Source organism: Acinetobacter sp. AG1 (assembly GCF_001005525.1).
Taxonomy (GTDB): Bacteria; Pseudomonadota; Gammaproteobacteria; order Pseudomonadales; family Moraxellaceae; genus Acinetobacter; species Acinetobacter modestus.
Window position 1 is genome coordinate 1 of sequence record NZ_LBMZ01000092.1, and the last position, 26815, is coordinate 26815.

Sequence of the window (26815 nt, forward strand, 5' to 3'; positions counted from 1 at the left end):
AAACAGGATTCGGGTTATTTATAATTAAAAAGCCCTAGTAAAAGGGCTTTTGTTTAAAATGATTATTGTGGTCGTGCTACATCACCATTTAATACTTCTGGTAAATCCAAAACCTTTACATCAAGTTCTTCTAAAGCAACTGGTTTTGCAATTACAAGTGCGATATAGCCATCTTCAAATGCAGCACTATTCACAACCTCAACATCTTTACTTAGCTGGCTAGCAGGAGAAGGAACAGTATCTTTGGCTTGGATTAAATGTAACCAATGTTTTGGTTTTGCTTTAAACCATAGACGTGCCACAATTTCCTGACCTAGATAACAACCTTTATCAAAATGTACACCATCACGTTGATGTAAACGTAGTTCTTGTGGTTGAAACAGGTGTTCTGTACTTTGACTAATCCATGCTTGACCTGACTGAATCGCTTGAATTTGCCAAGCATCGATGTCTGTCTCTACAGAAGAAAATTCAGTTTGAATGCCATTTAATGAAGGAAAAACAGATCCTATTTCTTCTAATTTCATTTTTGAAAAAGCACCAAACTTTTTAATGTGTTTGGAAAATTCTTCGGCTTGATCTTGGGTGGTTACAAGTTCAAAACTTTCTGGATTTAACCTTTTAATCCATAGCCCAAAATGAATACGTCCTTTTAAGTCACAAATAGCGGTATAGCGATTTTCATTTTCAGGCAGACGTTCTACATGAACAGTCACTTGACCCTGTAGAAATTTTTGCGCATCTACACCATTTAAGCTAAAAGCAGTAAAAGCAAGCTGACTCATAGATTAATCCTAAAGCTGCGTTCTTATCACTAAATATGGAGTGCTATTTTGCGCCATTTTTTACAAAAAAGCAGCTTTAGATTCTAGATATTCGGGTTCAATTGAGCGATTGAAGGAATAGTATTTCATGACTAAATCGCTATGATAGAGGCACGAATTAAAAATAACTTAGTCGGAGAATAATAATGAGTGGAACAGTACAACTACATCGTGTGTTTAATGCACCGTCAGCTCGTGTTTTTAAAGCCTTTCTCGATCCAGATGCCTTAGTAAAGTGGATGCCACCTCATGGATTTACCGCCAAAATTCATCACTTAGACCCGCAAGAGGGTGGAACATACAAAATGTCATTTACTAACTTTTCAACTGGACAAATTCATTCATTTGGAGGGACGTACATTGAGCTTATCCCGAATGAATTATTACGCTATACCGATAAGTTCGATGATCCTAATTTACTAGGTGAAATTCAGGTCACAATAAAATTAAAATCGGTTTCAGTAGGAACCGAAGTGCATATTACTCAAGAGGGAATACCTGATGTTATTCCTGTTGAAGCGTGTTATTTAGGTTGGCAGGAATCTCTGTATTTATTGGGATTGCTGATTCAAGCTGAAATTCCAAATGAATAACAACTTTTTAGATTAATTCAAACTAGCTAAATTTTTAATATTTAATCATATTGGGGAATATTATGTCTGAAGAAATTCTTGAACATAGAGAAAAATTAGCTCGTGTTGCCATGCATGAAGCTTTAGAAAATCAACAAGCAGAAGATAGTGTTGAATTATTTATTCAACATCATCTTGAAGAAGTTGAACCTGAATATTGGGAAAAATATTTTGACACATCAAAACCTAATTTATTACAAATTTTAGAGTTGCTAGTATTAGATTCACGTTGGGATGAGGGTGATCTGGAAAGTTATGAAATTTTAGATTTCACCTTACCAGATGAGATCACAAATTACGTTATCTGCGTTAGTTTTGATTCAAAAGGGCAGGTTGTTAATATTTCAATGGAAAGCTGAAAAATTTGTGAGATGTGGGGTAGGCTGATGTGAAAATTGAGATTAAACGTATTTATGATCCTGTAGAAGCGACTGATGGACAGCGTATATTAGTAGATCGGTTATGGCCAAGGGGAATATCGAAACAGCAAGCACATTTAGATTTATGGCTTAAAGATATTGCCCCCTCAGCTGAATTGAGAAAAGCATTTTGTCATAAGGTTGAACATTGGCTGAGTTTTCAGGAAGGGTATTATAAAGAGCTTAAAGAAAACCCTTATGTAAATCAGCTTAGAGACATGGCACAGCAACAGCAAGTAACGCTCATTTACGCAGCTAAAGATCCTAAGCTTAATCATGCCCTAGTACTTAAAAATTATTTAATTGGACAAGCGATTCAAGCTTAAATTTTGAAAAAATGCGTCTATCGATCATAATAGTGGTTTTGAGATATTTTTATGTCTTTTCCACACTGCCCAAAATGCCAATCAGAATATACTTACCAAGATGGCGACTTATTGATCTGCCCTGAATGTTCACATGAATGGAAAGAAGGGGAGGCATCTGCTTCAGAACAACAAGAGATTATTAAAGATGCCAACGGTAATATTTTAGTTGATGGTGATAGCGTCACTGTCATAAAGGATTTAAAAATCAAAGGTTCATCATCTGTAGTTAAAGTCGGGACGAAAGTGAAAAGTATTCGTTTATTACTCGATGCGAATGATGGACATAATATTGATTGTAAAATCGATGGGATCGGTGCAATGAAATTGAAATCTGAATTTGTGAAAAAGATTTAATTCAACTAATTTAAGGGGGTATGTCAGTGCCCCTTTGCTACTAAAAAACTTACCAAAAGTGAACAATAAATCATTTTCTATTAGTATGAAAAATAATCTATAAATAAAGCTATAACAATCAAAACAACTCAAATAAAAGAGGTATTTATGGCAGGATGGTTTGAAGTGAATCAAGCAAGTGATGGTCAATATCGTTTCATACTTAAGGCTGGGAATGGTGAAGCTATTTTGAATAGTGAACTTTACAAAACTAAAGCATCTGCTTTAAATGGGATTGCATCCGTTCAAAAAAATAGTTCAGATGAAGCACGCTATGAAAGACTAACTTCAAAAAATGATAAAGCTTATTTTAATTTAAAGGCTGCAAATCATCAGGTGATTGGTACAAGTCAGCTTTATGCAACTGAGCAATCTCGTGATAAAGGGATAGAATCTGTTAAAAATAACGGCTCTTCAGAAACAATCAAAGATCTGACAGTTTAAGTTTTCAATAAAAAAGCCGTTCATTATTAAACGGCTTTTTTATTACTAGGATAAAGATTAGCCTACAAGTTTAGCTAAGAGTTCATCTTTACCTAAATTGCTTGCTTCAAGATCGCGACGACCTTTGTACTCAAAAGTGCCTGCATCAAGACCTTTTTCACCGATGACAATACGATGAGGAATACCCATTAATTCAAGATCAGAGAATTTTACTCCCGGGCGTTCATTACGATCATCAAGCAATACATCATAGCCTTGAGCCTGTAATTCAGCATAAAGCGCTTCAGCTGCTTCAAGGGTGCGAGGTGATTTATGTGCATTCATTGGCACAATCGCAATGTCGAATGGAGCAATAGCTTGAGGCCAAATAATTCCTTTGTCATCAAAATTTTGTTCAATTGCCGCTGCAACTACACGTGTTACACCAATTCCATAACATCCCATTGTAACAGTGAATGGTTTGCCATCTTCACCGAGTACTTTACACCCTAAAGCTTCTGAGTATTTTGTACCGAGTTGGAAGATATGACCGACTTCAATACCACGTTTGATTTGAAGTGTACCTTTACCGTCTGGAGAAGGGTCGCCTTCAACAACATTACGTAAATCATAAACTTCGGTGAATTTTGCATCACGCTCCCAGTTCACACCTGTCGCATGTTTATCGACTTCATTTGCACCCGCAACAAAGTCAGATAATACGGATGCAGCACGATCCACAATCACGGTTAAGCCTTTTTCAACTAAACCTTGTGGACCGCAGAAACCTGCTGTTAAACCATGTTGTTCTAATTGTGCTTCAGTTGCAAATGCCAAAGGTGCAGCAATTAAAGGATGCTTTTCAGCTTTAATATCATTTAATTCGTGATCGCCACGTAAGAATAGAGCAACAACTGGTGTATTGCTATTTTCATCTGTTTGACCTTGTACAAGTAAAGCTTTTACAGATTGTTTTGCATCACTGTTTAAAAATTGGCAAACATCGGCAATTGTTTTCTGATTTGGTGTATCGACTAAGGTCATTGTTTGAGCTGGCGCAGCACGCTCACCGACTAACAATGCTTCTGCCATTTCAACGTTAGCGGCATAATCAGATTCAGTTGAAAATGCGATATCATCTTCGCCACTTGCAGCAAGTACATGAAACTCGTGTGAAGCAGAACCACCAATAGAACCTGTGTCTGCCTGTACTGGACGAAAATCTAGCCCAAGGCGTGTAAAAATACGGCTATAGGTGTCATACATGACATCATAGGTTTCTTGTAGCGATGCTTGAGTTGCATGGAAAGAATAAGCATCTTTCATAATAAATTCACGAGATCGCATCACACCGAAACGTGGACGAATTTCATCACGGAATTTAGTCTGGATTTGATAGAAATTTACCGGTAATTGCTTATAACTTTTCAGCTCATTACGTGCCAAATCTGTAATGACTTCTTCATGAGTAGGACCAAGCACGAATGGATTATCATGACGATCTTTGAAACGAAGTAATTCTGGACCGTACTGTTCAAAACGACCAGATTCTTCCCAAAGCGCAGCAGGTTGAGTGACAGGCATAAATACTTCTAATGCGCCTGAACGGTTCATTTCTTCGCGAACAATCGCATCTACTTTCTTTAAAACACGTGTTCCCATGGGCAACCAAGAGTATAAACCAGAAGCTAATTTACGAATCATCCCCGCACGTAACATGAGCTGGTGCGAAATGACTTCAGCATCATTTGGGGTTTCTCTTAACGTTGCAAATAAAAAGCGGCTTGCGCGCATGGAAACTATCCTAAAGTTAAGTGTTATTTAGAAATACTCAAACGAGCAAAATCATATACTCAGTTTTAAGCAATCGGCATTATGACATGAATCATTGAATTTCGTGTAATCTAAAGCAAGCTGAATGAATTAAAACTATGAAAAGTTAGATTTAATATTTTTGAGAGATCATGCAAGAAAAATTTTAAGTCTATTGTGCTTCTTGTTCAAGATTTTTTAAACGGTTAATAATATCAGCATAATCTGTTTCAGTTTTATGATATGCATTGCGTAAACTTTCCACTGTTCTTTTTACATTTTCAATATTCTTGGCATTATTGTCTAAATTGTTTTTGAGTTGAGCGGGGAGCGTTTCTCCCTTACGATGATATTCCATCTCTTGTCGCTTAAATCCAATTTTGTCTTGTTGTAGCTGTTGTAATTGTTCTTGTTGATAATTAAGTTGCTTTTTCAAATTAGCCAAAATTTGATCTCTTTTGGTTGCCGCTATTTTTGTATTTCCATAAGCACGTTTTAATTTCATATCTTGTTCGCGCTGACGTGCCATAGATTCGCGACGAGAAGATTGTTGTACATCTACTGTTGCGTTATAAGCACGGTTGCGTTTGATCACTTGCATATTACGATCAAGTGCCTCATAACCATAACGAATATGTTCGGGTGTAACTGATGTACTCACATTGGCTACACCATTTTTATCATAATAACGATACCATACAGCTCTGGGCTGTTCTGTAGCTGCAAAACATGAACTGCAAAAAATCAATAAAAAAAACGCGCAAATGTAATTACGAGCAATCGTTGTAAAGTGGCTAATGCCGAAACCGCACTTTAACGAACCAGTCATTACATTCCCCGGAAAAAGTTAACTAAATCACTTATTTTTAAATAATAATCAGTTGTATATTAGTAGCTATTTAGATAATTAAAAATAGTTAGTATACAAAAAATTTAGGAATTTGACGAAAAGTGTGAGCAATTTGTTATTGTTATTGAAAACTGATAGGTTGGTTCAAAAAACTTCATTGATAATGCAAGTAAAGATATGTTAAAAATATCAACTGATCTGTATAAAACAAATTAAACCAACCATAATTTGTATTGAGTGAATGGGGCAGGACAATTAAATGGAAGATAAATTTCAAAATTTGAAGGTAATGGTGATTGACGATTCAAAAACGATTCGTCGTACAGCTGAAACGCTTTTACAACGAGAAGGTTGTGAGGTGATCACCGCTGTTGATGGTTTTGAAGCATTATCAAAAATTGCAGAAGCAAATCCTGATATCGTGTTCGTCGATATCATGATGCCTCGTTTAGATGGTTATCAAACCTGTGCACTGATTAAAAATTCTTTAAATTATCAAAATATCCCAGTGATTATGTTGTCAAGCAAAGACGGTTTGTTTGATCAGGCTAAAGGGCGCGTTGTGGGTTCGGATGAATATTTAACTAAGCCATTTAGTAAAGATGAGCTGTTAAATGCGATTCGTAATCACGTTAGCGCATAAAATTTAAATTGAGGAAAAAATGGCTCGTATACTTATTGTAGATGATTCACCTACTGAAACATTTCGCTTTAGAGAAATTTTGACTAAGCACGGTTATGAAGTTTTAGAAGCAACGAATGGCGCTGATGGTGTCACGATGGCGCAAGCAGAACTACCAGATCTCGTATTAATGGATGTGGTAATGCCAGGAATGAATGGTTTCCAAGCGACACGCCAAATTAGCAAAGGTAAAGACACGCAGCATATTCCTGTTGTGATCGTAAGTACCAAAGATCAGGCAACAGATCGTGTTTGGGGTAAGCGTCAAGGTGCTTGTGATTATTTGACCAAGCCGATTGATGAGCAACAGCTAATTGATGTGATTAAACAATTATTAAGTTAATTCGTACGAGCCTTTTCATTACTCAATACGGGATAGGGTATGGCAGCAAATGGATTTATCGAATTGCTTCGCTTATCCAAGCGAGGCAACAAACAATATGCTTCAACTCAAAATGAAGTCAGCCGTTGGTCTGGTATCGCATTTGAGATGTTAGGGCAATATTTCGTTGCACCATTAGGGGAGATTTCGGAGGTGATTTATCCTCCAAAATATACCCCTGTTCCTAATACTCAGGCATGGGTACGTGGTTTGGCAAATATTCGTGGTCGATTGCTTTCAGTTTCTGATTTAACACATTTTATTTCAGGACAACGGAGTCAGTTTTCACCAACACAAAAAGTAATATGCATTAGCCATCAGGACCATTATGTGGGCTTGGTTGTCGACCAAGTTCTTGGAATTCAGCACTTTAATAAAAAGAGTTTTTTTTCACAAAGTGCTGATCTAGATAATAAATTAAAAGATTATTGTCAGGGATACTTCCATCAACATAATCAGCAATGGCATGTGTTTTTACTGAGTCGGTTGTTGCAAAATCCTCAATATATGAATGCATCAATAAAATTTATAAACTAATTTGATACGCTACGGAAAATAAACGCGTATTCAGGGGAGAAGCTGACATGGGCTTTAAACTTAAAAAGAAAAATGGTAGTAGTACTGATAGTGCTGGTCTTAAGAAAGGCGGCGCATTTTTAGAAAATGCTCGTACGCAAATTGATCAGTTTTCTCGTTTGTTCGGTGAAACTGAAAAGTCGAAACCTATTCTATACCGTGCGATTGGTGCTTTAGCTCTTGCAGTTATCCTCTTAATTTATTTATTCGTGAGTGTACCTCGTTATAACCAGTTAACTCGTAGTTTAGGTGAGTTACGCTTGTTATCTCAGATGATTTCTCGTCAGGCAACCGAGGCAACAGCATCTGGTACACCTGAAGCAATGAAAAGTTTAGTAGAATCAGAGAAGCGTTTCGCTGAAAACTTAGAAACTGTTGAAAGTGTTTATGGTACAGGCTCGAAAGAATATAAAAAAGCTAATGAACTTTGGACGAGTGTTTCTAAGAACATTGAGTTAATTGCTTCGCAACAAAAAGTCATTAATCAATTATACGATACGAACATCTCGATCAGTGAAACGATTCCTGAAATTCAGGCTGAATATAACTTGATGGTTGATCAGATGGTTCGTGAGAACATGCCAAGTAGTCAGGTAATTATCACGAAAAACCAGGTGTTTATTGCTGAACGTATTTTACGTTCGATTAACTCTGTTTTAGTTGGTACAGATAACTCAAACGTTTCGGCAAACGACTTTGGAGCGGATATTGATACCTTTGGTGTTTATTTAAATGCACAATTAAATGGTAGTACAGAACTTGGTGTAGATCGTATTGCGTCTCCTGATTTACGTGAGTCTGTAGATAGTATTAAATCTGATTATGATGCAGTATTGAAATCAGCGGCAGCAACAGTATTACAAAACGCAAACCAAATTGTTCGTGTACGCCAAGCATCTTCGCAAATCTTTTCTCAATCTGATGCCTTATTAACGTCATTAAACGATTTATCTAACAAAGCAGAGGGTGGCTGGGGTAACGTTATTGCGGGTGTTGTATTAATTGGTGCGTTAGGTCTATTAATTTTCTCTGCACTACAATTACTTGCTTTACGTAGTAATACAGATAAAGAGCGTGTAACTCGTCTACAAGATGAATATGACCGTAACCAAAATGCAATTTTACGTTTACTAGATGAAATTGCTGACTTAGCAGATGGTGATTTACGTTCATATGCAACAGTATCAGAAGATTTTACTGGTGCGATTGCCGACTCGATTAACTTCGCAATCGATCAATTACGTGACCTTGTATCTCGAATCACTGAAACATCTCAAGAAGTTGCTCGTTATACTCAAGATACTCAAGATATTACCAACCAGTTAGCAGAAGCTTCTGAACATCAGGCGCAAGAAATTGCGGGTGCATCAGCAGCGATGAACGAAATGGCATTGTCGATTGACCAAGTATCTTCGAATGCATCTGAGTCTGCTGAAGTAGCACAACGATCTGTACAAATTGCATCGAATGGAGCAGAAGTTGTAAACCGCTCTATCGAAGGTATGGATCACATTCGTGAACAAATTCAAGAAACTTCAAAGCGAATTAAGCGTTTGGGTGAATCATCTCAAGAGATTGGTAACATCGTATCCTTAATTAACGATATTGCCGACCAAACCAACATCTTGGCATTAAACGCAGCGATTCAAGCATCTATGGCTGGTGAAGCAGGTCGTGGTTTCGCAGTCGTAGCCGACGAAGTACAACGTCTTGCAGAACGTTCTGCATCCGCAACTAAACAGATTGAAAGCTTAGTAAAAACCATTCAAACAGATACGAACGAAGCCGTTATTTCAATGGAACAAACGACGTCAGAAGTTGTTCGTGGTGCAAACTTAGCAAAAGATGCGGGTATTGCGCTTGATGAAATTCAAACCGTATCTGGTGACTTGGCTAAATTAATTGCGAGCATTTCTGATGCAGCAAAACTTCAGTCTGCATCAGCAAGTCACATTGCAACGACGATGAATGTTGTACAAGAAATTACGTCACAAACGACGACAGCAACATTTGATACAGCTCGTTCGGTTTCTGAATTGGCAAATATGGCTGAATCATTACGTGAATCTGTAACTGACTTTAAGCTACCTGAATAAGCAGCAAAGGGGAGGCAGAGTATATCTGTCCTTTCCCTTTTTTGAAGAGATGTAGAATATCTCTACAAGATGATGACTAACATGGAGCTACATCTTGTGTGATAGATACACGTAATTTTTAGCCACAATTAGTGGATAAAAACGAAAGAAGCCGCTATGAAAGAAATATTAAAAACGTTAGTTGAAACGATGACGCTTCCTGAAGATAGTTATCTTGAGCAAGATGCAGAAATTCTTGAAATTTTTATTGAAGAATTAGATGAAATCTTTGTTGAGTTAGAGCCATTAATCGTTCAATGGATTGAACAGCCAAATCAACAAGATGTGCTCACAGATATTCGCCGACATTTCCATACCTTAAAAGGTTCTGGAAGGATGGTCGGTGCCAAATCTTCAGGTGAATTGGCGTGGACGGTTGAAGATACTTTAAATCGAGTACTTGCAGGGACAGTGTTGTTGAATTCAGATATTCAACATTATGTAAAAGCGATTTTTAATATCTACCGCTTTAAACTTGTACATGATTTTAAATTGGTTCAAAAACATCAGATAGATTTAAAACCTTTGGTTTTATTAGGTCAGCAACTACAGCAGCAACTTAGTATAGAACCAGCGCTAGCTGAGTTATTACAATTGTCGAATATGCTGAATGATAACGCTGCAACAGGTCTCGAATTGATATCCGTAAATGTGGATACTGTCGTAGAAGAGAATACTGTTGATGTCGCATATTCAGAATCTGTATTTATAGGTCATCCGCTAGATGATGAAGCGTTAATAAAAGAAACATTATCGATTTTCTTGGAAGAAGCAGAAGATCATTTGACTACTATTGATCAATTTTTACTAAATGATCGTCCGACAAATGATAATTATAATACGCTAATTCGAGCGCTTCATACTTTACGTGGTAGTTCTGCTATGGCGCATGTTGAGCATGTGTTTGAAGCAAGTTCGAAAGTTGAGAATTTATTCAAAACATTATTGCAAGAAGAGCTTGATTCAAGTTCTGATGAAACGGCACTTTTGACACACTATGCACAGTTTGTTCGTGACTATTTGCACACGTTGAAACACCAAGGTTCGCAACAGAAATTTGAAGAAATTTATAATACTTTCAATGTTGCATGGGATAGCTACGATTTCCAATTAGAAGAAAAACAAGGCGAATCTTTACGTCCACAGGGTTTAGTTTCACAATTACTAGAATTGAATATCAATGATCTTCTTGACGTTGAGTTTGATTTTGAGAAACGTGCGCGTACTGAATTTCCTCAATATATCCAATTGTTAAGTCAGCAAACTGAAACCTTATTAGAACATACCCATCATCATGCGACGATTGGTATGTATCAATATACAAGTTTGTTACGTTCTAGTTATCAAGATCTGTTATTTAAGCCAAATTTACTGAATCTTGATTATGCTTTTGAACTGTATTATCAAGTACATCAACAGTTCATTCAATTGTTTGATACCTTGGCTGCAGGGCAGCGTGTGACTTTGACAAAGGCGCATGAACTTGTATTAAATGAATTGAGTTCATTTACACAGCAAAATATTGAGTTCTTGGAAGCGCCTGTAACTGAGCAACAAGCAGGTTTAGTTGAAGCTCCGATTGCTGAATTTGAGTCCTCTAATAATAAAGTTGATGTGAGTGATTTAGCTGCACAATTTGCTTTAGATAAACAAAGCTTACAATCGAGTGATTCAAATCGTGACTTTGATCCAGACTTGTTAGATATCTTCCTTGAAGAAGCTGATGAGTTATTGGTTGGTATTGATGCTGATTTAAATACATGGACAGCTGATCAACAAAATGTAGGTGCATTGAAAAACTTGATGCGATATTTGCACACCTTAAAAGGTGGTTCAAATATGATTCAAGCACGTCATATTGGTTTAATTGCACATGAATTGGAAACAATTTATGAGAAATTAATTAATCAGCAGTTACAACCGAACCCACAATTAATCGCAGTCATTCGTGCAGTACAAGATGATATTGCAGATCGAATTCAAACCATTCGTGATAAACAAGTCGATTATCCTGCTACACATGCGTTGAATGTATTAGCAAACCAAGATTCAGTAAGTATTGCATCAGCGGTTATTCCTGTTGACGACGTTGAAGAATTGGATAGTTTGCATACAGCCACAGTGGAAACCACGGTTGATTCGACTGTTTCAGTAAATACGTTAAGAACTGAAACACATCATGCTGTTGATGTGAGTGATTTAGCTGCACAATTTGCTTTAGATAAACAAAGCTTACAATCGAGTGATTCAAATCGTGACTTTGATCCAGACTTGTTAGATATCTTCCTTGAAGAAGCTGATGAGTTATTGGTTGGTATTGATGCTGATCTAAATACATGGACAGCTGATCAACAAAATGTAGGTGCATTGAAAAACTTGATGCGATATTTGCACACCTTAAAAGGTGGTTCAAATATGATTCAAGCACGTCATATTGGTTTAATTGCACATGAATTGGAAACAATTTATGAGAAATTAATTAATCAGCAGTTACAACCGAACCCACAATTAATCGCAGTCATTCGTGCAGTACAAGATGATATTGCAGATCGAATTCAAACCATTCGTGATAAACAAGTCGATTATCCTGCTACACACGTACTTCAGTTGCTTCAGCAAGCAGATCAATCTATTGATTTTACTCCGTCATCACCTGTTACTTTTGAGCCTGTAGCCGAAAATCATGTTGCCGCTGTGGTCGAAATGGATGATCTCACGGACTTATCAATTGATGAATTCTTATTGGACGAAGCTCAAGAAGTTCTAGAAGATACTTCAAATACTGAGATTGTTCGTGACGTTGCGCTAGATGATGATGTTCGTTCTCTTGTTGAGCAAACATTCTTAGAAGAAGCAGAAGAACTACTTGAACAAGCCAAAGGTCTATTAAGACAATGGTTTGATCAACGTGGTAATCGTAGTTTGCTCTTACAGTTACAACGTAATGCCCACAGTTTAAAAGGTGGTGCACGTATGGCTGAGTTAGATGCAATTGCGATTGTTGCTTATCATCTCGAGAATGCATTTGAACAGTTTGGTGTACATCATTTCAATTCAAATGTTTACGATAATCTTCTCAATACAGCACTGGCTTGGTTGAGTGATGCGATTTTCAAACGTCAGTATGCGAACTTTGATGGCTTAAAACAAAGTTTAGAGAATATGGAGTTTGTGGATGTTTCAGCACAACTTCCACAAAAGCTCTCAGCTAAAGATATTTTCACTCCAGAATATACAATGGAGTTTGTTCAAGGTGATGGTACTGAACCTCCATCAATGTTAGGTGAATGGGAAACGACCGAGCGTATTGAACAAAATAATGAGATGATTCGTGTCTCTGCTGACGTCATTGAGAAAATGATTGACTTGTCAGGTGAGAATGCTATTAACCGTTCGCGTATCGAAATGGACCTTGGTCAATTAGGTGGTACGTTAACGGAGATGGAGCTTGCGATCAAACGTTTGGCAGATCAGTTACGCCGAATGGAAGGTGAGTTAGAAAGTCAAATTATTGCACGTCATGGTGGTGAGAACTCTCGCTACGCAGATTTTGACCCATTAGAGATGGACCAATATTCATCTTTAAATCAGTTGTCAAAATCTCTTGCGGAATCCGCTTCGGACTTGGTTGACTTTAAGACTACACTTTCTGAGAAGATCCGTGATACGGAAGGCTTGTTATTACAACAATCTCGTATTCAAGCAGAAATTCAAGAAAGTTTGATGCGTACCCGATTGGTACCATTCTCTCGATTATTGCCACGTTTACAACGTATTGTTCGTCAAACAGCATCGACTTTAAACCGACCAACAGAATTAATTGTTAACAATACTGAGGGTGAATTAGACCGTAGTATTTTGGAAAAATTGGTTGCACCATTTGAACATATGTTGCGTAACGCGATTGACCACGGTATTGAAGACAGAGAGCAACGTTTACAAGCGAAGAAACCAGAAACTGGACATATCGCTTTAGATATTGGTCGTCAGGGTACTGATATTGTTGTGACATTTAGTGACGATGGTAAAGGTATTGATGTGAATCGCATTAAAGATAAAGCGATTCAAACAGGTTTAATGACTAAAGAGCAGAAACTTGAACATGAAGAAATTCTGCAATTTATCTTCCATCCAGGTTTTAGTACGGCTGCACAAGTTACACAAATTTCTGGGCGTGGTGTTGGTCTAGATGTTGTTCAGAGCGATATTAAAGCGCTTGGCGGACATGTGAGTGTGAACTCTGTTTTAGGTAAAGGAACTACATTTACCATTCGAGTACCGACTACAGTAGCTGTAAGTGATGCCTTGATGGTAAAAGCGGGCGATCAACAGTTTGCCTTCCCACTTGCACAAATTGACCGTATTGTTCGTATTTCACCTGCAGCATTAGAACAATACTTTGAAAGTAAAGACGATTATTTCAAGATCGATCAAGAAAGTTATCGTTTACGTTATTTATCTGAGTTTGTTGCTGGGCAGCCGATTCCTCGTTTGCATGGCGTTGTTCATTCATTGCCTGTATTGTTGGTTAAAGGTGCACAGGGACAAACAACAGCATTACTTGTTGATCAGTTAATTGGTTCTCGTGGACAAATTGTAGTAAAACCTATTGGACAACAGTTCTCAAGCATCGGGGTGATTGCTGGTGCGACGATTATGGGTGATGGTCAGGTATGTTTGATCTTAGATGGTCAAAATATTGCTCGACAAGCACAGTCTACAGCACGTAGTAAACAGGCTGATGAAACTTATACCAAACAGCGTTATGATGAACGTCGCTTGATTATGATCGTCGATGACTCGGTAACTGTACGTAAGGTAACTTCGCGTCTATTAGAGCGTCAAGGTTATGATGTTGTGACTGCGAAAGATGGTGTGGATGCGATTGAGCAGCTTGAAACCATTAAGCCAGACTTGATGTTACTTGATATTGAAATGCCGCGTATGGATGGTTTCGAAGTAACAAACCTTGTTCGACATCATGAATTACATCGCGACTTACCAATTATCATGATTACATCACGTACGGGTGAAAAGCATCGTGAACGTGCTTTATCACTTGGTGTAAGTCAATATATGGGTAAACCATTCCAAGAAGAAACACTCTTGGAAAATATTGAAAGTTTACTAACAGTGCGCTCATGAGGTAAAAATTAATGGTAAAAAAAAGCGCAAACTCAGGTTTGGGGCAAATTGACCAACAAGAGTTACAACATTTAATTACGGTATCAACAGGGTTTATTGACGCTTATATTATTAAATGTCATGAAAAAGTTCCAATGCTGCTACCACAGAATATCGTGTTATCAGCAATGGATACACAAACCAATATTGATTATGTTGAATGGCATGATCTCAAGCTTCCTATTTATGCTGTAAATGATCCAGCGAATAAAAATGGGGTAGCGTTGGTGGTTGAAGGTGATGACGTTTCAGAACGATTTGCTTTGGTTTGTAATGAAATGCCTGAATCCATTCGTTTACGTATTTCTGAAATTGTAGATGAAGAAAAAGACATTGATGACAATAACGTATTTAAATATGTCAAGATTGGGGAAAAACAATTTTATGTCCCTCACCTACAAAATATTCAAACCCAACTAGGATTATAAATAAAAAAGGAACTCAAAAGAGTTCCTTTTTTATTGCCTCGACTTGTATGTTAAGCAAGTAATTCAACTAAAATTTGCTCATAAATCTCAGCAAGTGGCTCTAAATCATCTACATTTACATGTTCATTGATTTGATGAATTGTTGCATTTAATACACCTAATTCTAGAACTTGAGCGCCCGTAGGTGCAATAAAGCGACCATCTGAAGTTCCTCCACTTGTTGATAGAACCGTTTCAACACCAGTCACATTTTTGATCGCTGTTTTTGCAGCATTCACTAATTCACCAACAGGAGTGAGGAATGGTAAACCTGATAGTGTCCACTGAATATCATAAGTTAAATTATATTTATCTAAAGTCTCAAGTACGCGTTGTTTGAGAATTTCAGCTGTCACTTCAGTTGAGTAGCGAAAGTTAAAAGTAACTTTTAGTGTGCCTGGGATTACGTTGGTTGCACCTGTTCCAGCTTGTATATTTGAAATTTGGAAAGAGGTCGCAGGGAAATATTCATTACCATTATCCCAAACAGTATCGCACAGTTCTGTTAAAGCCTTTGATGCTGAATGAATAGGATTTTCCGCTAAATGAGGATAGGCCACATGTCCTTGTTTGCCATGGACAGTCAAAACAGCATTCAAAGAGCCACGACGACCATTTTTGACTATATCGCCTAATTGATGTGTGCTCGATGGTTCTCCTACCAAGCACCAGTTCATTTTTTCGTTACGTGCTTCTAAAGTTTCAATGACCTTCACTGTCCCGTTGATTGAAGGACCTTCTTCATCAGATGTAATCAAGAATGCAATAGAACCTTTATGGTTCGGATGCTTCGCCACAAAACGTTCAGATGCAACCACCATTGCAGCCAGCGCTGTTTTCATATCTGCTGAACCACGACCATATAATTTACCGTCACGGATACTTGGTAAAAATGGATCTGAATTCCAAGCATCTAAATGGCCTGTAGGAACTACGTCGGTATGACCTGCAAAACAAAAAACGGGTGCTGTAGTGCCTCTGCGTGCCCATAAGTTATCAACATCTTCAAAACGCATGTTTTCGATATTAAAGCCAATTTTTGCTAAACGATCGGCCATAATATTTTGACAATCATGGTCAACAGGGGTGACAGAAGGTTGGCGTAGGAGCTGTAAACTAAGTTCAAGAGTATCGGAATGGTTCATGCGAGATGTGGTTAAATCTGGTGAAATCTGAACCGATATAATAGGGGAATATGATAGAGAAAGGTATGCAAAAATAAACCTTATCTATGTTTAGATAAGGTTTTGCGAAGGGTGTTCACTAAAATTACATTTTATCCTGAGTTTTTTCAGCAGTTTGAGTAACTTTGTCACCTGCTTTAGATACATCCTGCCCAAAACCCTTAAATGTATTACAACCAGTTAAAACAAAAGCAGTCATGATTGAAGCAACTAAGATTTTTTTCATCATCTTCTCCGTTTAAATGTAATTATGATGTTCTTAGAGGCTAAGAAAAAATGCAGAAAATAAACATAATGGTTTGATAGTAGAAGTGTTATAAAATGTTACTTTATAAAAAATAATCTGATGAAGAAGATCTAATGAATAATAAAGAGGGTTGGCGAAACATATAAAAAGAGGGGCTAGGTATGTCATGATAATAAAGACCATTTGTCCACCACGTTGCATTTTTTGAGGATACTTTCTGATTAGGACATAACCATTCATGACGTTGTAATCGATAATAATCTGTTGTGGGAATATTAGTTCCCCATAATCCCAAACGTCGGGACGAGTTGACCCAATTAGGGAGTGCTGACTGATTCAAATCAGTTGGTAAATATAATTGCCCTTTCATAACCGCAAATCTACGTTGAATCTGATGATGATTTGCATCCGTAAACTGAAATTGACGTTGAGTGAAATGCTTCAATTTTCTTTGTAATGTGTCTTCTCGATTTAGCCCATACCATTGCGCTAAGTCTAAGTTACTTTCGCCTAGATAATACTTTAGTGCAACTTCCCAATGTTCAATTTCTTGCGTGTCTTGATTTAAAATGACGAAATCTAGTTCACCTAGCGTAATCGCTCCTGCAATTTTTTGAATGCTATGACCTAAAAGTTGATAGGGATGATACTCATCATCTAATAACCAAAACCAAAGTAAGTTCTCGAATCGTAGCCCAAGGCGAGTACTTTTGAGTTGAACAAGAAAATCAATGAGGGTTTGCGGGTGTTGATCAAGTTGTTTTAAGCGTTTTTCATAGCGTTCATAATGAGTTTGCCAGATTTGATCAGAATGGAGCTCAAAAGTATGCTTTATCTCTAAATCTGGCGGGATTCGAGCTAAAATATTCGGACTCGCGATGCAAAAAGCCAAGTGACGTACTATAGGATTCTTAAACTGCAACCAAGGTTCAAAAAAAAGGGTCGTACTCATTAGGCTAGACATGCTGTTATTCAATCATGGAAATAATAAGTTAAGTTTAAGAAAGAGCAATAAAAACAATTTATACTAGCATGGTTGTAAACATGTGTTGGTTAATTACTCAATGAAAACATTGTTCTGGCGTAGTTTAGTTGTGATTTTTATTATTTTAGGAATCATTGGAGCAATTTTACCAGGCATGCCAACCACTGTGTTTTTAATCCTTGCGGCATGGGCTGCATCGAAAGGATGGCCTGAAATGGATGCTTGGCTCTTGAATCATCCTAAATACGGACCGACCTTACGCAATTGGCGTGAAAATGGAACAGTACCGCGTAAAGCAAAATGGATTGCCAGTATCATGATGCTAATCAGTGGTATTTTAATGCTGTTTACCAACGCACCATTCCTTGTCAAAATTTTTACAGATCTCACTATGTTTATTGTTGCTGTGTGGTTGTGGTTAAGACCCGAGCCTGAGCGAGGATAAGCAAAGCAACGCTTTGTCCGAGCGCAAGACGAGAACTATGTTCGAGTAAATGAATGCATTAAGAAAAGCAACACTCTTGCGGAATATATTCCTGATACGCAAGACGATAAGCTTAAGAAAAGCAATCCTTGATTAAAACACTACTTTTGCTGATCTAAAACAGCATGTTTGATCTTATTATGCTATTTTGTTTTTTTTATATTTAAAATCAATCAACAATCAAAACTACCGAAAAATACAAGAAAAAGCTTTTGGTCTATGTTGAAATAACTATGTCCTATCATCTGTTGAGATAAAAATGACTTATACCCTTGATCAGGCAGACATCGTCATAGATTTAGTACAACAAATTCTACGTTTGCCAAAGCACAATAAATTTTATGTGATCTCTTCTGGCAAGAATGGTATTGGTGAGCAAGAGAATAGTGGTAAGACGCCAAGAGGTTGGCATCAAGTCGCACAAAAGATTGGTGCAGATCTAAAGAAAAATACGGTCTTTATTGCACGTCAGCCGACAGGGGAAGTGTATAACCAACAACTTGCACAGCAATTTCCACAACGTGATTGGATCTTGTCACGAATTTTATGGTTGGATGGTTTAGAAGATGGATTCAATCATGGAAATGGTTGCGATACATTTAAACGATATATCTATATTCATGGCACGCCTGATACAGAACCAATGGGTATTCCAATGTCACATGGCTGTATTCGGATGAAGAATGATGAGATTATTGAGTTATTTGAGCTGATTTCTGAGCAGGCGCTGGTTTATATTTCAGAACATACTTTAGAAAATGAAGGATGAAAATATGAATAAGTGCTTAAATAAAATACGGAAATCTTGATTTTTTCAATGAATTACTTATTTTTTAATCATTCGTACGCTTTTTTCAGAAAAGAATGGCAAAAGCGTTTGACAGGCTGTAAAGATTCTCTATAATGCACCTCACAAACGATGAAGACGTTAAGGGCGCTTAGCTCAGTTGGTAGAGCGTCTGCCTTACAAGCAGAATGTCGGCGGTTCGATCCCGTCAGCGCCCACCAAGCCTTTACGTTAAAACTCAAGTGCAGCGGTAGTTCAGTTGGTTAGAATATCGGCCTGTCACGCCGAGGGTCGCGGGTTCGAGCCCCGTCCGCTGCGCCACTTAAGTTTTAATATCGTTTTACCCTATAATTGCAAAATTATTGTGCAGCGGTAGTTCAGTTGGTTAGAATATCGGCCTGTCACGCCGAGGGTCGCGGGTTCGAGCCCCGTCCGCTGCGCCACTTTAAGATTGCAAGAATAGATAGAGTTAAGTAAATTAGAATATAAATTCTTTGATACTTAAACAATATTTAAAGCATTGCTTTAAATTTGTTACCTCGCTCAGGGCGCTTAGCTCAGTTGGTAGAGCGTCTGCCTTACAAGCAGAATGTCGGCGGTTCGATCCCGTCAGCGCCCACCATAATTAGTGACATATACTTCTTAATAGAAGTAAGCAGTGCAGCGGTAGTTCAGTTGGTTAGAATATCGGCCTGTCACGCCGAGGGTCGCGGGTTCGAGCCCCGTCCGCTGCGCCATTCTCTTAATACCTCTTTTGAGAATTTTTGTTTTAACAAGTATACTTATACTTGATCTCTGATACGAGTTTACTCTCGCTCAGGGCGCTTAGCTCAGTTGGTAGAGCGTCTGCCTTACAAGCAGAATGTCGGCGGTTCGATCCCGTCAGCGCCCACCATAATTTCTCTTCTAGTTCAAATCCTTGTAATTTATATAGAATTATTTTATTATTAGCGTCAATAATGATTCTAATATTGAACTATTTTATGAAAAATCCATATCAACGCAAGGCTGCGTCGAAATCACAAACAACAAATTCTAGTTCCTCACCAAAAGATATTTATCGTCAATTTATTCAAAATATTATTATACAACGCCAAGTTATTGCGCTTTATCATGATGGGTGGGCCTTATGTTCAACACCATCTGGTCAACATGCATTATCAATTTGGCAAAATAAAGGTTTGGCAAAATTATTGATTAAAGATAATTGGGCTAAATACGAGATTCAGGAAGTGTCACTGTGGGTTTTCATTGAAAAGATGATTCCTTTTTTAAAAGAAAATAATACCATTCTATCTTTAGACCTTACCCCAGAGGGTAACAATCTATTAGTTTCACCTGATACTTTTTTATTGGATGTAAAAAATTTCCTTTACCAAATTTATTTGCAACGACCAGATGTATTTGCTGAGTTAAAGTTACCCTTGCCTAGAGATATTCGTCTACACAATTAAATGAGATAAATTGATTGGGGAACAATCCCAATCAATATTCATTCAGAAGCCAACCGCTGGCGTAAGCAAAGTATTCTCTCAACCATGCATTATAGCGTGTCGTCACTGGTGTCGTTGCGCCAAGCATAATGATATTACGATAACCTTGTTTCTTTGCGATCGCGGCAGCGCGTAATGTGTGGAAATCGCTGGTCACAATTGCGATCGGTTGATGGATGTTAATCTGTTGTGCCTGTAATAAGTGTTGGCTATTTCTAAGATTCAGCTCAGTACTCGTGCTTTTATCTTCCAAGATGATCTGTGATGCAGGAACGTGATAGTGTTGTTGTACGTAACGTGACATGACAATCGCTTCACTGTCTGTTTCACCAAAATCAATACCACCTGTCATGACTAATTTGGCATGAGGTTGTGCTAAAGCTATAGGTGCAGCACGGTCTAAACGTTTAGCCAATGTGGCGGAAGGTTGTCCATTTTTAACACCACTGCCTAATACAATAATCGCTTTAACTGCAGGGATATTTTGAGTTTTGGCATTATTGTCTGAAATGTAATTAAAGAAATAGCCTAAGCTAACCACCCAAATCCAGAAGCACAACCAGCCGAAGCGCCAAATTGAATGCAGACGGAAATGATAGAAGAAGAAACGCTCGATATGATAATAGAAATAAGCATAGAGGCAAAAAAAAAGCCCGAGTAGTAGCGGTAGTACTGTTCCAATATGAATCTTTTTAAAGGCGATCAGAATAGCACCATCTAAGAACAGAACTGAACCGATAAGGGCTAAAACAAGACGAACCCATGAACTTATTTGCATAATCTTAATTGTAGTCAATTTGAATCGTGCTCAGTGTATGCAAAATTCTAAGAAAGGCAAATTCTCTTCTGGTTTGATGAAAAAAACGAGTGGCTGGCACTCGTTTTTAGATCTAAAAAGGGCTTAATAAACGTCTCGACGATAACGTCCAGCTTGTCTTAATTCATCTAGTTTTTCTTCGCTAAGAATATCTGTCAAAGCTTGATCGACTCCTGAAGCCATGCCTTCGATGCTGCCGCAGACATAAATCACCGCACCTTGCTCAATCCATTTGATCAATTCATCAGCATTGCTTCGCAAAATATCTTGTACATAGATGCGTTGTTCCTGATCACGAGAGAAGGCGAGATCCAAACGTTGTAAGCTTCCCATATTCAACCACGCTTGAATGGTTTCCTGATAGAAGAAATCATGTCTGCGTTGGCGTTCACCGAAGATCAGCCAATTGGCTGTATAGTTTTGTCGATTACGTTGCTGTAATAAACTCATCAAGCCTGCAATGCCTGTGCCGTTACCGATACAGATAATTGGACGGTTATCGTCAATCAGATGGAAGGACTCATTGGTCCGAATACGCAAGGAAATGCTATGTTGTAATGGTGCAAATTCAGTGAGCCAGCCTGAACCAAGACCAAGTTGATCTTGTTCATCACGTTTTTGACGAACCACCAGTCTTAGGAATTGTTGCGAAGGAATACTGGCAATCGAATATTCACGTGTAGGTAGGGTAGGTAGTTGTTCGAGTAAATCTTCAAGCGTACTAAATGGCTGAATCTCAAATCGTAGGTTTTTATTCCAAAGGACCTGTTCAATCTCTTGGTTCAATGATTCAACGACACTGTGTGCTGGAATCTGATACTTGATTAAGAAATCCTGAATGTCGGCCAAGCAATTGGCAGGCTGAATTTCTACAATATCGCCAGCATGCCAGGCTATATCACAAGCTGATCGAAGTTCAATATTGTAGGCAGCTTGTCCTAAGCTATTAGGATTGAGCAATCTGCGTTCAGCGAGAGTCCACTGATCAAACACTTTCTCTATATTCATGGCATGTAGCTCATGCTGAGTTACTGCAGACAAGCCCTGATTCCAACGCTGAATATCAGTGGCATTGGCATTATCCACTTCGATCAAGTCGAATAAGGGGTGCGCATGACATTGCTTTAACCATGCATCAACGGCATAACCAAAGCTGCAATAGCTGTCAGGATATTCTCTTGATCCTAGTGCAAGCACTGCGTATTGCATATGAGCTAACTCTAGCTTTTGTTGCATCAGTTTCTTATTAAAACTCGCTGCAAGATCGGGTGCCTCACCTGTACCATAAGTACTGATTACAAATAAAACTTGCTCCGCCTGCAATAGGTCTTGCTCGGTGAGCTGTTGAATGGGTTTAACCGTCGTTGGTTGTTGCGCTTCCTGCAAGCTAGTCGCAGTACGCCATGCTAATTGTTCAGCTACGCCTGTTTGCGTCGCATAAGTGATCAGCCAAGGCTTGGTATTTGGATCAATCTGCTGTGCGCTGAGTGATTGACGTGCCGCTTGGGTCAGCTTTTTCTGCTTGCGACGTTTTAGATACAACATCCAGCCCGTTACAAAGAATAGTGGCATGGCCAATGAAGCTAGCATGGCAATAAATTGATAGGTCGAACCAAAGAAGCTGCCACGATGCACAGGCAACATGCTGCTCATGATTTTTTCATTAAGTTTTTTGTCTTCATACAGTTCAAATTTTTCGAATTTATTGTCTTGATAGTTATAAATCGCTTGATTGCGTGCACGTTCATGTTGGGGAATGGCATCGACAAAAGAGAGTTCAACTTTGGCATCCGCATTTTTGGGAATATTAAGGGTTAAACTTGAGTATTCACGACCAATCTGGGCATTTACCCCAGTCCATGTTTGCATCAAAATAGTATTAAGCTGTGCGTTTGTCAGCTTAGGTTGTTTATCTTTGCCACGCTCATTATTTTGTTGATTACGTTGTGGCTGTTCAACGCCCATGACCTTGAACATACCTGCGCGCCACCAGTCATAAGACCAATATAAGCCAGTGCAAGCAAACAGTAGATAAAACACAATGACCCAAGTTCCCACCACTGCATGTAGGTCCCAAATAAAATTACGACCTTTTAGTTTTGGCTTAATAAACAACCATTGTTTAATGCTATGTTTCTTTGGAAAGCGCAGATAGATGCCACTCAATACAAAGAAAATCAGCATCAGTGTAGAAGCACCTGTGATTTGCGCTCCCAATTCCCCAGCGGTTAAATTACGATGTAAACGCTGAATAAATTGTAAAGTATCACGACCTTTAATGTCAGGTAAGACTTCGGCTGTATATGGATTGACCATCATGTTATAACCACGACGCGCGCCTTCTTTTTTAATATTAACGGTTGACGATTCGGTGGGATTAGCAGCAATAGTAATGCTGTTAATTTGAATCTCGGGTTGTTGCTGATTGAAATGTTGGTATAACTGGGCAGGGCTAAGTTTTGGTGTTTGAGCAGCCTCAACGACATAGCTGTCTTGGTTAAGCCATTTTAAAATTTGCTGATCATAAGAATAAATTGCACCGGTTACTCCCATTAAAGAAAGTATAAGCCCCGCAGTAATCCCTAAAAACCAATGGATTTGGAAGAAGACTTTTTTAGACATGGTCAAAAATGAAAAGATAATGAAATTTATGTCAAAAATTATAACTCAAGAATACGAACATAATATGGATTTTGTAGGTAATATTGATTTTGATTCTCATTTATTTTTATGAAGTTGAAAAAAACCTCTCATTTCGAGAGGTTTTTAGAATCATAGGCGTTAAATTGACTTTGGTGCACCTACAACTTCATTTAAATGTTTACGTACCGTGTTAAAAGAGAAATTCTTAGAATCCATACGCTTAGGTAGGATGTAAGCACCTTGTTGTTGTTCGCCTTTTGGTGTTTTTACTTTGAAATTGACTAAAATAAACTCTGGCGAGTTGTACCATTCGTAAATGTCTTTCCAGCCAATGGTCGCAGTACCTTCTTGTAATCCAACTTTCTGGCGCATCACGATACCATGGGGTTGTACGCCTAAACGAAGACCTTTAATCTCTTGAACCGGAAATTCTGTCATTTTGCGTTTAACGTACCACTCAAGACCAAATTTTTTCACAAGATAAAAAAGGATCACAGTAATGATCACAACCCAACACAATACAGTTGAGTAGGTTGAATAATACTTAATCAGTCCTGCTGAAACTAATGAAAGCACCACAAGTGCAATCATAATCATCCATGCTTTTTTACTGAATTTATTGGTACTACGCCAAATCATCAGTTGAGCTTGACGTTGTTCAGCTTCAGAGACTTCGTAAGGAACAGGTTGTAGCGTATAAGCGTATAGCGTTTTGGCGGTCATAGTTTAAAAAATGAGTTTAGAACTGAGTTAAGTTTAACACCAATTGGCACTCAAAGATATTATGCCAATGGCGGATAAATTAAAGAGAAGCAAACTCAGTGCCATCTTCATTCGGTTCATGACTGAGACTTTGTTTGAGCATACTTAAACGGGTTAATATGCTAAGCATAAGTGAAAGCTGCTGTAAAATAATCAGAGATTTTTGATTGTTTTCATCATTGCGATTTAAATGCTCTCGTATGGTTTGCATCATATTTTGTGCAGATAAATCAGGGACTTCATCTCTAAGCAGAGCACCTTGAATATCATCTAATGCTTGATCGAGCAGGGCTAGAACCTCTTGATCTTGAATTTGTTCGCGATGAGCTCCAAGTGCAGCAATATAACTTAAAAAAGTATGACTTAAGCATAGAAACTCAAAAGCCAAAGTTTTCTGAGTAGATTCAATATTGGGTTCTGTGGCAAGTGTGGAAATGAGAGAAGCAACTTCTGCATCAGTATTGTGCGCAGCGCGGCGAACTACACGATAATTTAATGCATTATTACGACCTTGGTGATATTGCTCAATTACTTCTGCTAAGTAGGTACATTGGGCTTGTAAAGAACGTTGGATCGAGCGAGGTAGCCTGCGGAATTTCCAATCTGGCCAAATGAAACTGACCCCAAACCACGCCAATGCACAGCCGATCAAGGTATCAATAAAGCGTGGGAATCCTGCTGCAAAGGCAGAACCATCTAGATTAAAGTTAATTAAAGCGAGAATCGTGATAAAAGCTGTTGCTTGAGCATACTGTTTACTACGAAGTTCTAAAAATAATACGCCACTGAGAACTAACATCACTAGTTGCCCTTCAACCGAAGGAATAAAATAGATGATGGTTAGCCCCACGATAATACCGATTAGAGTTCCAACAATTCGCAAATATAAGCGGCGTTTGGTGGCATTAAAGTTAGGTTGGCAAACAAACAATGCTGTGAGCAAAATCCAGTAACCGTAAGCAATGTGGGTTACTTGAATAAAGACATAACCAATAAACAAGACGATTGAGAGTCTAACCGCATGGCGGAATAACACAGACTCAGGAGTTAAATGTTGTTTAACACGGACTAGAATATCATTCCAACCTTTTAAATCATCATCTTTTAATTGATTTTCTGCTTGTTGTGCATTGATTAATTTCAGATTTCTTTCCGTTTCTAAATTCTGTAATTGTGCATCAATCGATTTAAGATTTTGATAGAGTGCAAATAATGCATTGATGCGAACTTGATCATAAAGTCCATCTTCTCTTAATTTTTCTAAGGAAACTCTTAAATTTTCAAAGCTGTGTTTAAAGCGTTTATTATGCACGTAAGGGGTACGGCTTAAAATTGATTGGGCTAAATCCTGACAGGCTTTACCCTGAATCGTGAGAATGCGTTGAAAACGGAATAAGATATCGCTGTGTTGAAATACTTTTGCTAGCTTTTGATAATCAATATGTGCGGAGTCTGCACGTTCATGAATATCTTGTGCGACAAAATAGTATTGTAGACTGCGACGTGTATCTTTCTGGCCGCGGTCACCTTTTAAACGGGTTAACAGTGACATTCGCATATCATTAAAAATAGCCACCAATTTGCCATTTTCTAATGCAATATCAATCATGCTTTGTTGATAACTGGATGGAGTCATATCCACATCAAACAAGTTTGATTTAGCAAATAAAAAACTACCTAAAGCATTATAGGATGCATAAAGTTGGTCTTGTACTTTTCGTACAGGGAAAAGCAAGAAACTGATTGTTGAAAGTAATCCATACCAAGCGGCTCCCAAAACTAAGAATGCTGGTTGTAAATACCATTGTTCAAATAAGTGTACACCGAGCATGGTATAGACAGAAATCACTAAACATCCGTAAGCGATGGTCGCATAACGCCGCCCCAAAGAGCCTAATAAAATCCATCCAATACAGGAAACAATTAATCCAACTGCAAAAATAATTGGGTAGGGGAATAACAATTGAACCGATGCAGCTGTGATAAAAAAACCAATATAGGTATAAATCTGATTCTGAATACGGACAGAAAAGCGATCATCAATATCACTAATTGCTGCCGCAACAACGCCTAAAGTCAGTGGAATCGTCGCAAGTTGAAAATTTAAAAGATAAGGAACGAATGCTGTTCCTGCGAAAGCAATCAGCATGCGCACGTTATACATTAACGTGGTGTTATAGGTGGTTTGTTTTAAACGTGCTAGCCAAGGATTCAATGGTTGTCCTTTTATATTCGGCAATCAATTTATGATCATGCCTGTTAACAT

At 38.1% G+C, this 26815-nt stretch carries 24 protein-coding genes and 6 tRNA genes; 20 read left to right on the forward strand and 10 right to left on the reverse strand.

What is annotated here, in order from left to right; all coding sequences use genetic code 11:
- Positions 1–62: 62 nt before the first annotated feature.
- The gene (locus AAV96_RS03820; protein ID WP_046738376.1) at positions 63–785 is read right to left on the reverse strand and encodes a YgfZ/GcvT domain-containing protein; all 723 of its coding nucleotides are present in this window, start codon (positions 783–785) and stop codon (positions 63–65) included.
- Between the two features lie 179 nt (positions 786–964).
- On the opposite strand from AAV96_RS03820, the gene AAV96_RS03825 reads away from it, so the two are divergent.
- The 5 genes from AAV96_RS03825 to AAV96_RS03845 all read left to right on the forward strand — a co-directional run bounded on the left by AAV96_RS03825 (position 965) and on the right by AAV96_RS03845 (position 3080).
- On the forward strand, positions 965–1417 hold the full coding sequence (locus AAV96_RS03825; protein ID WP_413772440.1) for an SRPBCC family protein: 453 nt from the start codon (positions 965–967) through the stop codon (positions 1415–1417).
- A 62-nt stretch (positions 1418–1479) separates the two neighbouring features.
- Complete coding sequence (locus tag AAV96_RS03830) at positions 1480–1815, forward strand: DUF2004 domain-containing protein (RefSeq protein WP_046738377.1); 336 nt, start codon at positions 1480–1482, stop codon at positions 1813–1815.
- 29 nt (positions 1816–1844) lie between these two features.
- On the forward strand, positions 1845–2201 hold the full coding sequence (locus AAV96_RS03835) for a DUF488 domain-containing protein (RefSeq protein ID WP_004664668.1): 357 nt from the start codon (positions 1845–1847) through the stop codon (positions 2199–2201).
- Between the two features lie 51 nt (positions 2202–2252).
- On the forward strand, positions 2253–2597 hold the full coding sequence (locus tag AAV96_RS03840; protein ID WP_046738378.1) for a zinc ribbon domain-containing protein YjdM: 345 nt from the start codon (positions 2253–2255) through the stop codon (positions 2595–2597).
- Positions 2598–2744: 147 nt separating this feature from the next.
- On the forward strand, positions 2745–3080 hold the full coding sequence (locus AAV96_RS03845) for a YegP family protein (RefSeq protein ID WP_046738379.1): 336 nt from the start codon (positions 2745–2747) through the stop codon (positions 3078–3080).
- Between the two features lie 57 nt (positions 3081–3137).
- Here the strand turns inward: AAV96_RS03845 and AAV96_RS03850 are convergent, their stop codons facing one another.
- Both AAV96_RS03850 and AAV96_RS03855 read right to left on the reverse strand, forming a co-directional pair.
- Entirely contained in the window at positions 3138–4853 is a 1716-nt protein-coding gene (locus AAV96_RS03850) for a proline--tRNA ligase (protein ID WP_046738380.1), read from the reverse strand.
- Between the two features lie 190 nt (positions 4854–5043).
- Complete coding sequence (locus tag AAV96_RS03855) at positions 5044–5700, reverse strand: hypothetical protein (protein ID WP_046738381.1); 657 nt, start codon at positions 5698–5700, stop codon at positions 5044–5046.
- Positions 5701–5980: 280 nt separating this feature from the next.
- Here AAV96_RS03855 and pilG point away from each other — a divergent pair, with 280 nt between their 5' ends.
- The 6 genes from pilG to AAV96_RS03885 all read left to right on the forward strand — a co-directional run bounded on the left by pilG (position 5981) and on the right by AAV96_RS03885 (position 15108).
- Positions 5981–6364 (forward strand): twitching motility response regulator PilG, encoded by a 384-nt coding sequence (gene pilG / locus AAV96_RS03860; protein ID WP_004652356.1) that lies wholly within the window; start codon positions 5981–5983, stop codon positions 6362–6364.
- Between the two features lie 19 nt (positions 6365–6383).
- Entirely contained in the window at positions 6384–6746 is a 363-nt protein-coding gene (locus AAV96_RS03865; protein ID WP_004664659.1) for a response regulator, read from the forward strand.
- Between the two features lie 39 nt (positions 6747–6785).
- A complete protein-coding gene (locus AAV96_RS03870; RefSeq protein WP_004664657.1) occupies positions 6786–7322 on the forward strand; it encodes a chemotaxis protein CheW in 537 nt (178 codons plus the stop codon).
- Positions 7323–7369: 47 nt separating this feature from the next.
- Positions 7370–9457, forward strand: coding sequence for a methyl-accepting chemotaxis protein (locus tag AAV96_RS03875; RefSeq protein ID WP_046738382.1), 2088 nt, complete (start codon positions 7370–7372; stop codon positions 9455–9457).
- Between the two features lie 156 nt (positions 9458–9613).
- The gene (locus AAV96_RS03880; RefSeq protein ID WP_046738383.1) at positions 9614–14641 is read left to right on the forward strand and encodes an Hpt domain-containing protein; all 5028 of its coding nucleotides are present in this window, start codon (positions 9614–9616) and stop codon (positions 14639–14641) included.
- A gap of 11 nt (positions 14642–14652) precedes the next feature.
- The gene (locus AAV96_RS03885; protein ID WP_046738384.1) at positions 14653–15108 is read left to right on the forward strand and encodes a hypothetical protein; all 456 of its coding nucleotides are present in this window, start codon (positions 14653–14655) and stop codon (positions 15106–15108) included.
- Positions 15109–15158: 50 nt separating this feature from the next.
- Here AAV96_RS03885 and dapE read toward each other — a convergent pair whose 3' ends face one another.
- The 3 genes from dapE to AAV96_RS03900 all read right to left on the reverse strand — a co-directional run bounded on the left by dapE (position 15159) and on the right by AAV96_RS03900 (position 17542).
- A complete protein-coding gene (dapE, locus tag AAV96_RS03890) occupies positions 15159–16292 on the reverse strand; it encodes a succinyl-diaminopimelate desuccinylase (RefSeq protein WP_046738385.1) in 1134 nt (377 codons plus the stop codon).
- 124 nt (positions 16293–16416) lie between these two features.
- The gene (locus tag AAV96_RS03895; RefSeq protein ID WP_017196706.1) at positions 16417–16560 is read right to left on the reverse strand and encodes an entericidin A/B family lipoprotein; all 144 of its coding nucleotides are present in this window, start codon (positions 16558–16560) and stop codon (positions 16417–16419) included.
- 100 nt (positions 16561–16660) lie between these two features.
- Positions 16661–17542 (reverse strand): DUF1853 family protein, encoded by an 882-nt coding sequence (locus tag AAV96_RS03900; protein WP_046738386.1) that lies wholly within the window; start codon positions 17540–17542, stop codon positions 16661–16663.
- Positions 17543–17642: 100 nt separating this feature from the next.
- Here AAV96_RS03900 and AAV96_RS03905 point away from each other — a divergent pair, with 100 nt between their 5' ends.
- The 9 genes from AAV96_RS03905 (at position 17643) to AAV96_RS03945 (ending at position 20288) form a co-directional block, all read left to right on the forward strand.
- Positions 17643–18008: a YbaN family protein gene (locus tag AAV96_RS03905; protein ID WP_005214282.1), complete on the forward strand. Its 366-nt coding sequence runs from the start codon at positions 17643–17645 to the stop codon at positions 18006–18008.
- Positions 18009–18306: 298 nt separating this feature from the next.
- Positions 18307–18816, forward strand: a complete 510-nt coding sequence (elsL, locus tag AAV96_RS03910; protein WP_046738387.1) for a cell wall-recycling L,D-carboxypeptidase ElsL — start codon at positions 18307–18309, stop codon at positions 18814–18816.
- Positions 18817–18979: 163 nt separating this feature from the next.
- Positions 18980–19055: transfer RNA gene (locus AAV96_RS03915), tRNA-Val, on the forward strand.
- 23 nt (positions 19056–19078) lie between these two features.
- A tRNA-Asp gene (locus AAV96_RS03920) sits at positions 19079–19155 on the forward strand.
- Positions 19156–19200: 45 nt separating this feature from the next.
- A tRNA-Asp gene (locus AAV96_RS03925) sits at positions 19201–19277 on the forward strand.
- Positions 19278–19380: 103 nt separating this feature from the next.
- A tRNA-Val gene (locus AAV96_RS03930) sits at positions 19381–19456 on the forward strand.
- Positions 19457–19494: 38 nt separating this feature from the next.
- Positions 19495–19571 (forward strand) — tRNA-Asp (locus tag AAV96_RS03935).
- A gap of 82 nt (positions 19572–19653) precedes the next feature.
- Positions 19654–19729 (forward strand) — tRNA-Val (locus AAV96_RS03940).
- 88 nt (positions 19730–19817) lie between these two features.
- On the forward strand, positions 19818–20288 hold the full coding sequence (locus AAV96_RS03945) for a DUF2750 domain-containing protein (protein ID WP_005161994.1): 471 nt from the start codon (positions 19818–19820) through the stop codon (positions 20286–20288).
- Positions 20289–20319: 31 nt separating this feature from the next.
- On the opposite strand, the gene AAV96_RS03950 is transcribed toward AAV96_RS03945, so the two are convergent.
- From AAV96_RS03950 to yccS, 4 genes are all read right to left on the reverse strand, one after another.
- Positions 20320–21105, reverse strand: a complete 786-nt coding sequence (locus AAV96_RS03950; protein ID WP_046738388.1) for a YdcF family protein — start codon at positions 21103–21105, stop codon at positions 20320–20322.
- Between the two features lie 123 nt (positions 21106–21228).
- Positions 21229–23766 carry a PepSY domain-containing protein gene (locus AAV96_RS03955; protein WP_046738389.1) on the reverse strand — a complete coding sequence of 846 codons (2538 nt, stop codon included), beginning with the start codon at positions 23764–23766 and terminating at the stop codon, positions 21229–21231.
- Positions 23767–23925: 159 nt separating this feature from the next.
- The gene (locus AAV96_RS03960) at positions 23926–24510 is read right to left on the reverse strand and encodes a YcxB family protein (protein WP_046738390.1); all 585 of its coding nucleotides are present in this window, start codon (positions 24508–24510) and stop codon (positions 23926–23928) included.
- Positions 24511–24589: 79 nt separating this feature from the next.
- A complete protein-coding gene (gene yccS, locus AAV96_RS03965; RefSeq protein WP_046738391.1) occupies positions 24590–26764 on the reverse strand; it encodes a YccS family putative transporter in 2175 nt (724 codons plus the stop codon).
- Between the last annotated feature and the right edge of the window lie 51 nt (positions 26765–26815).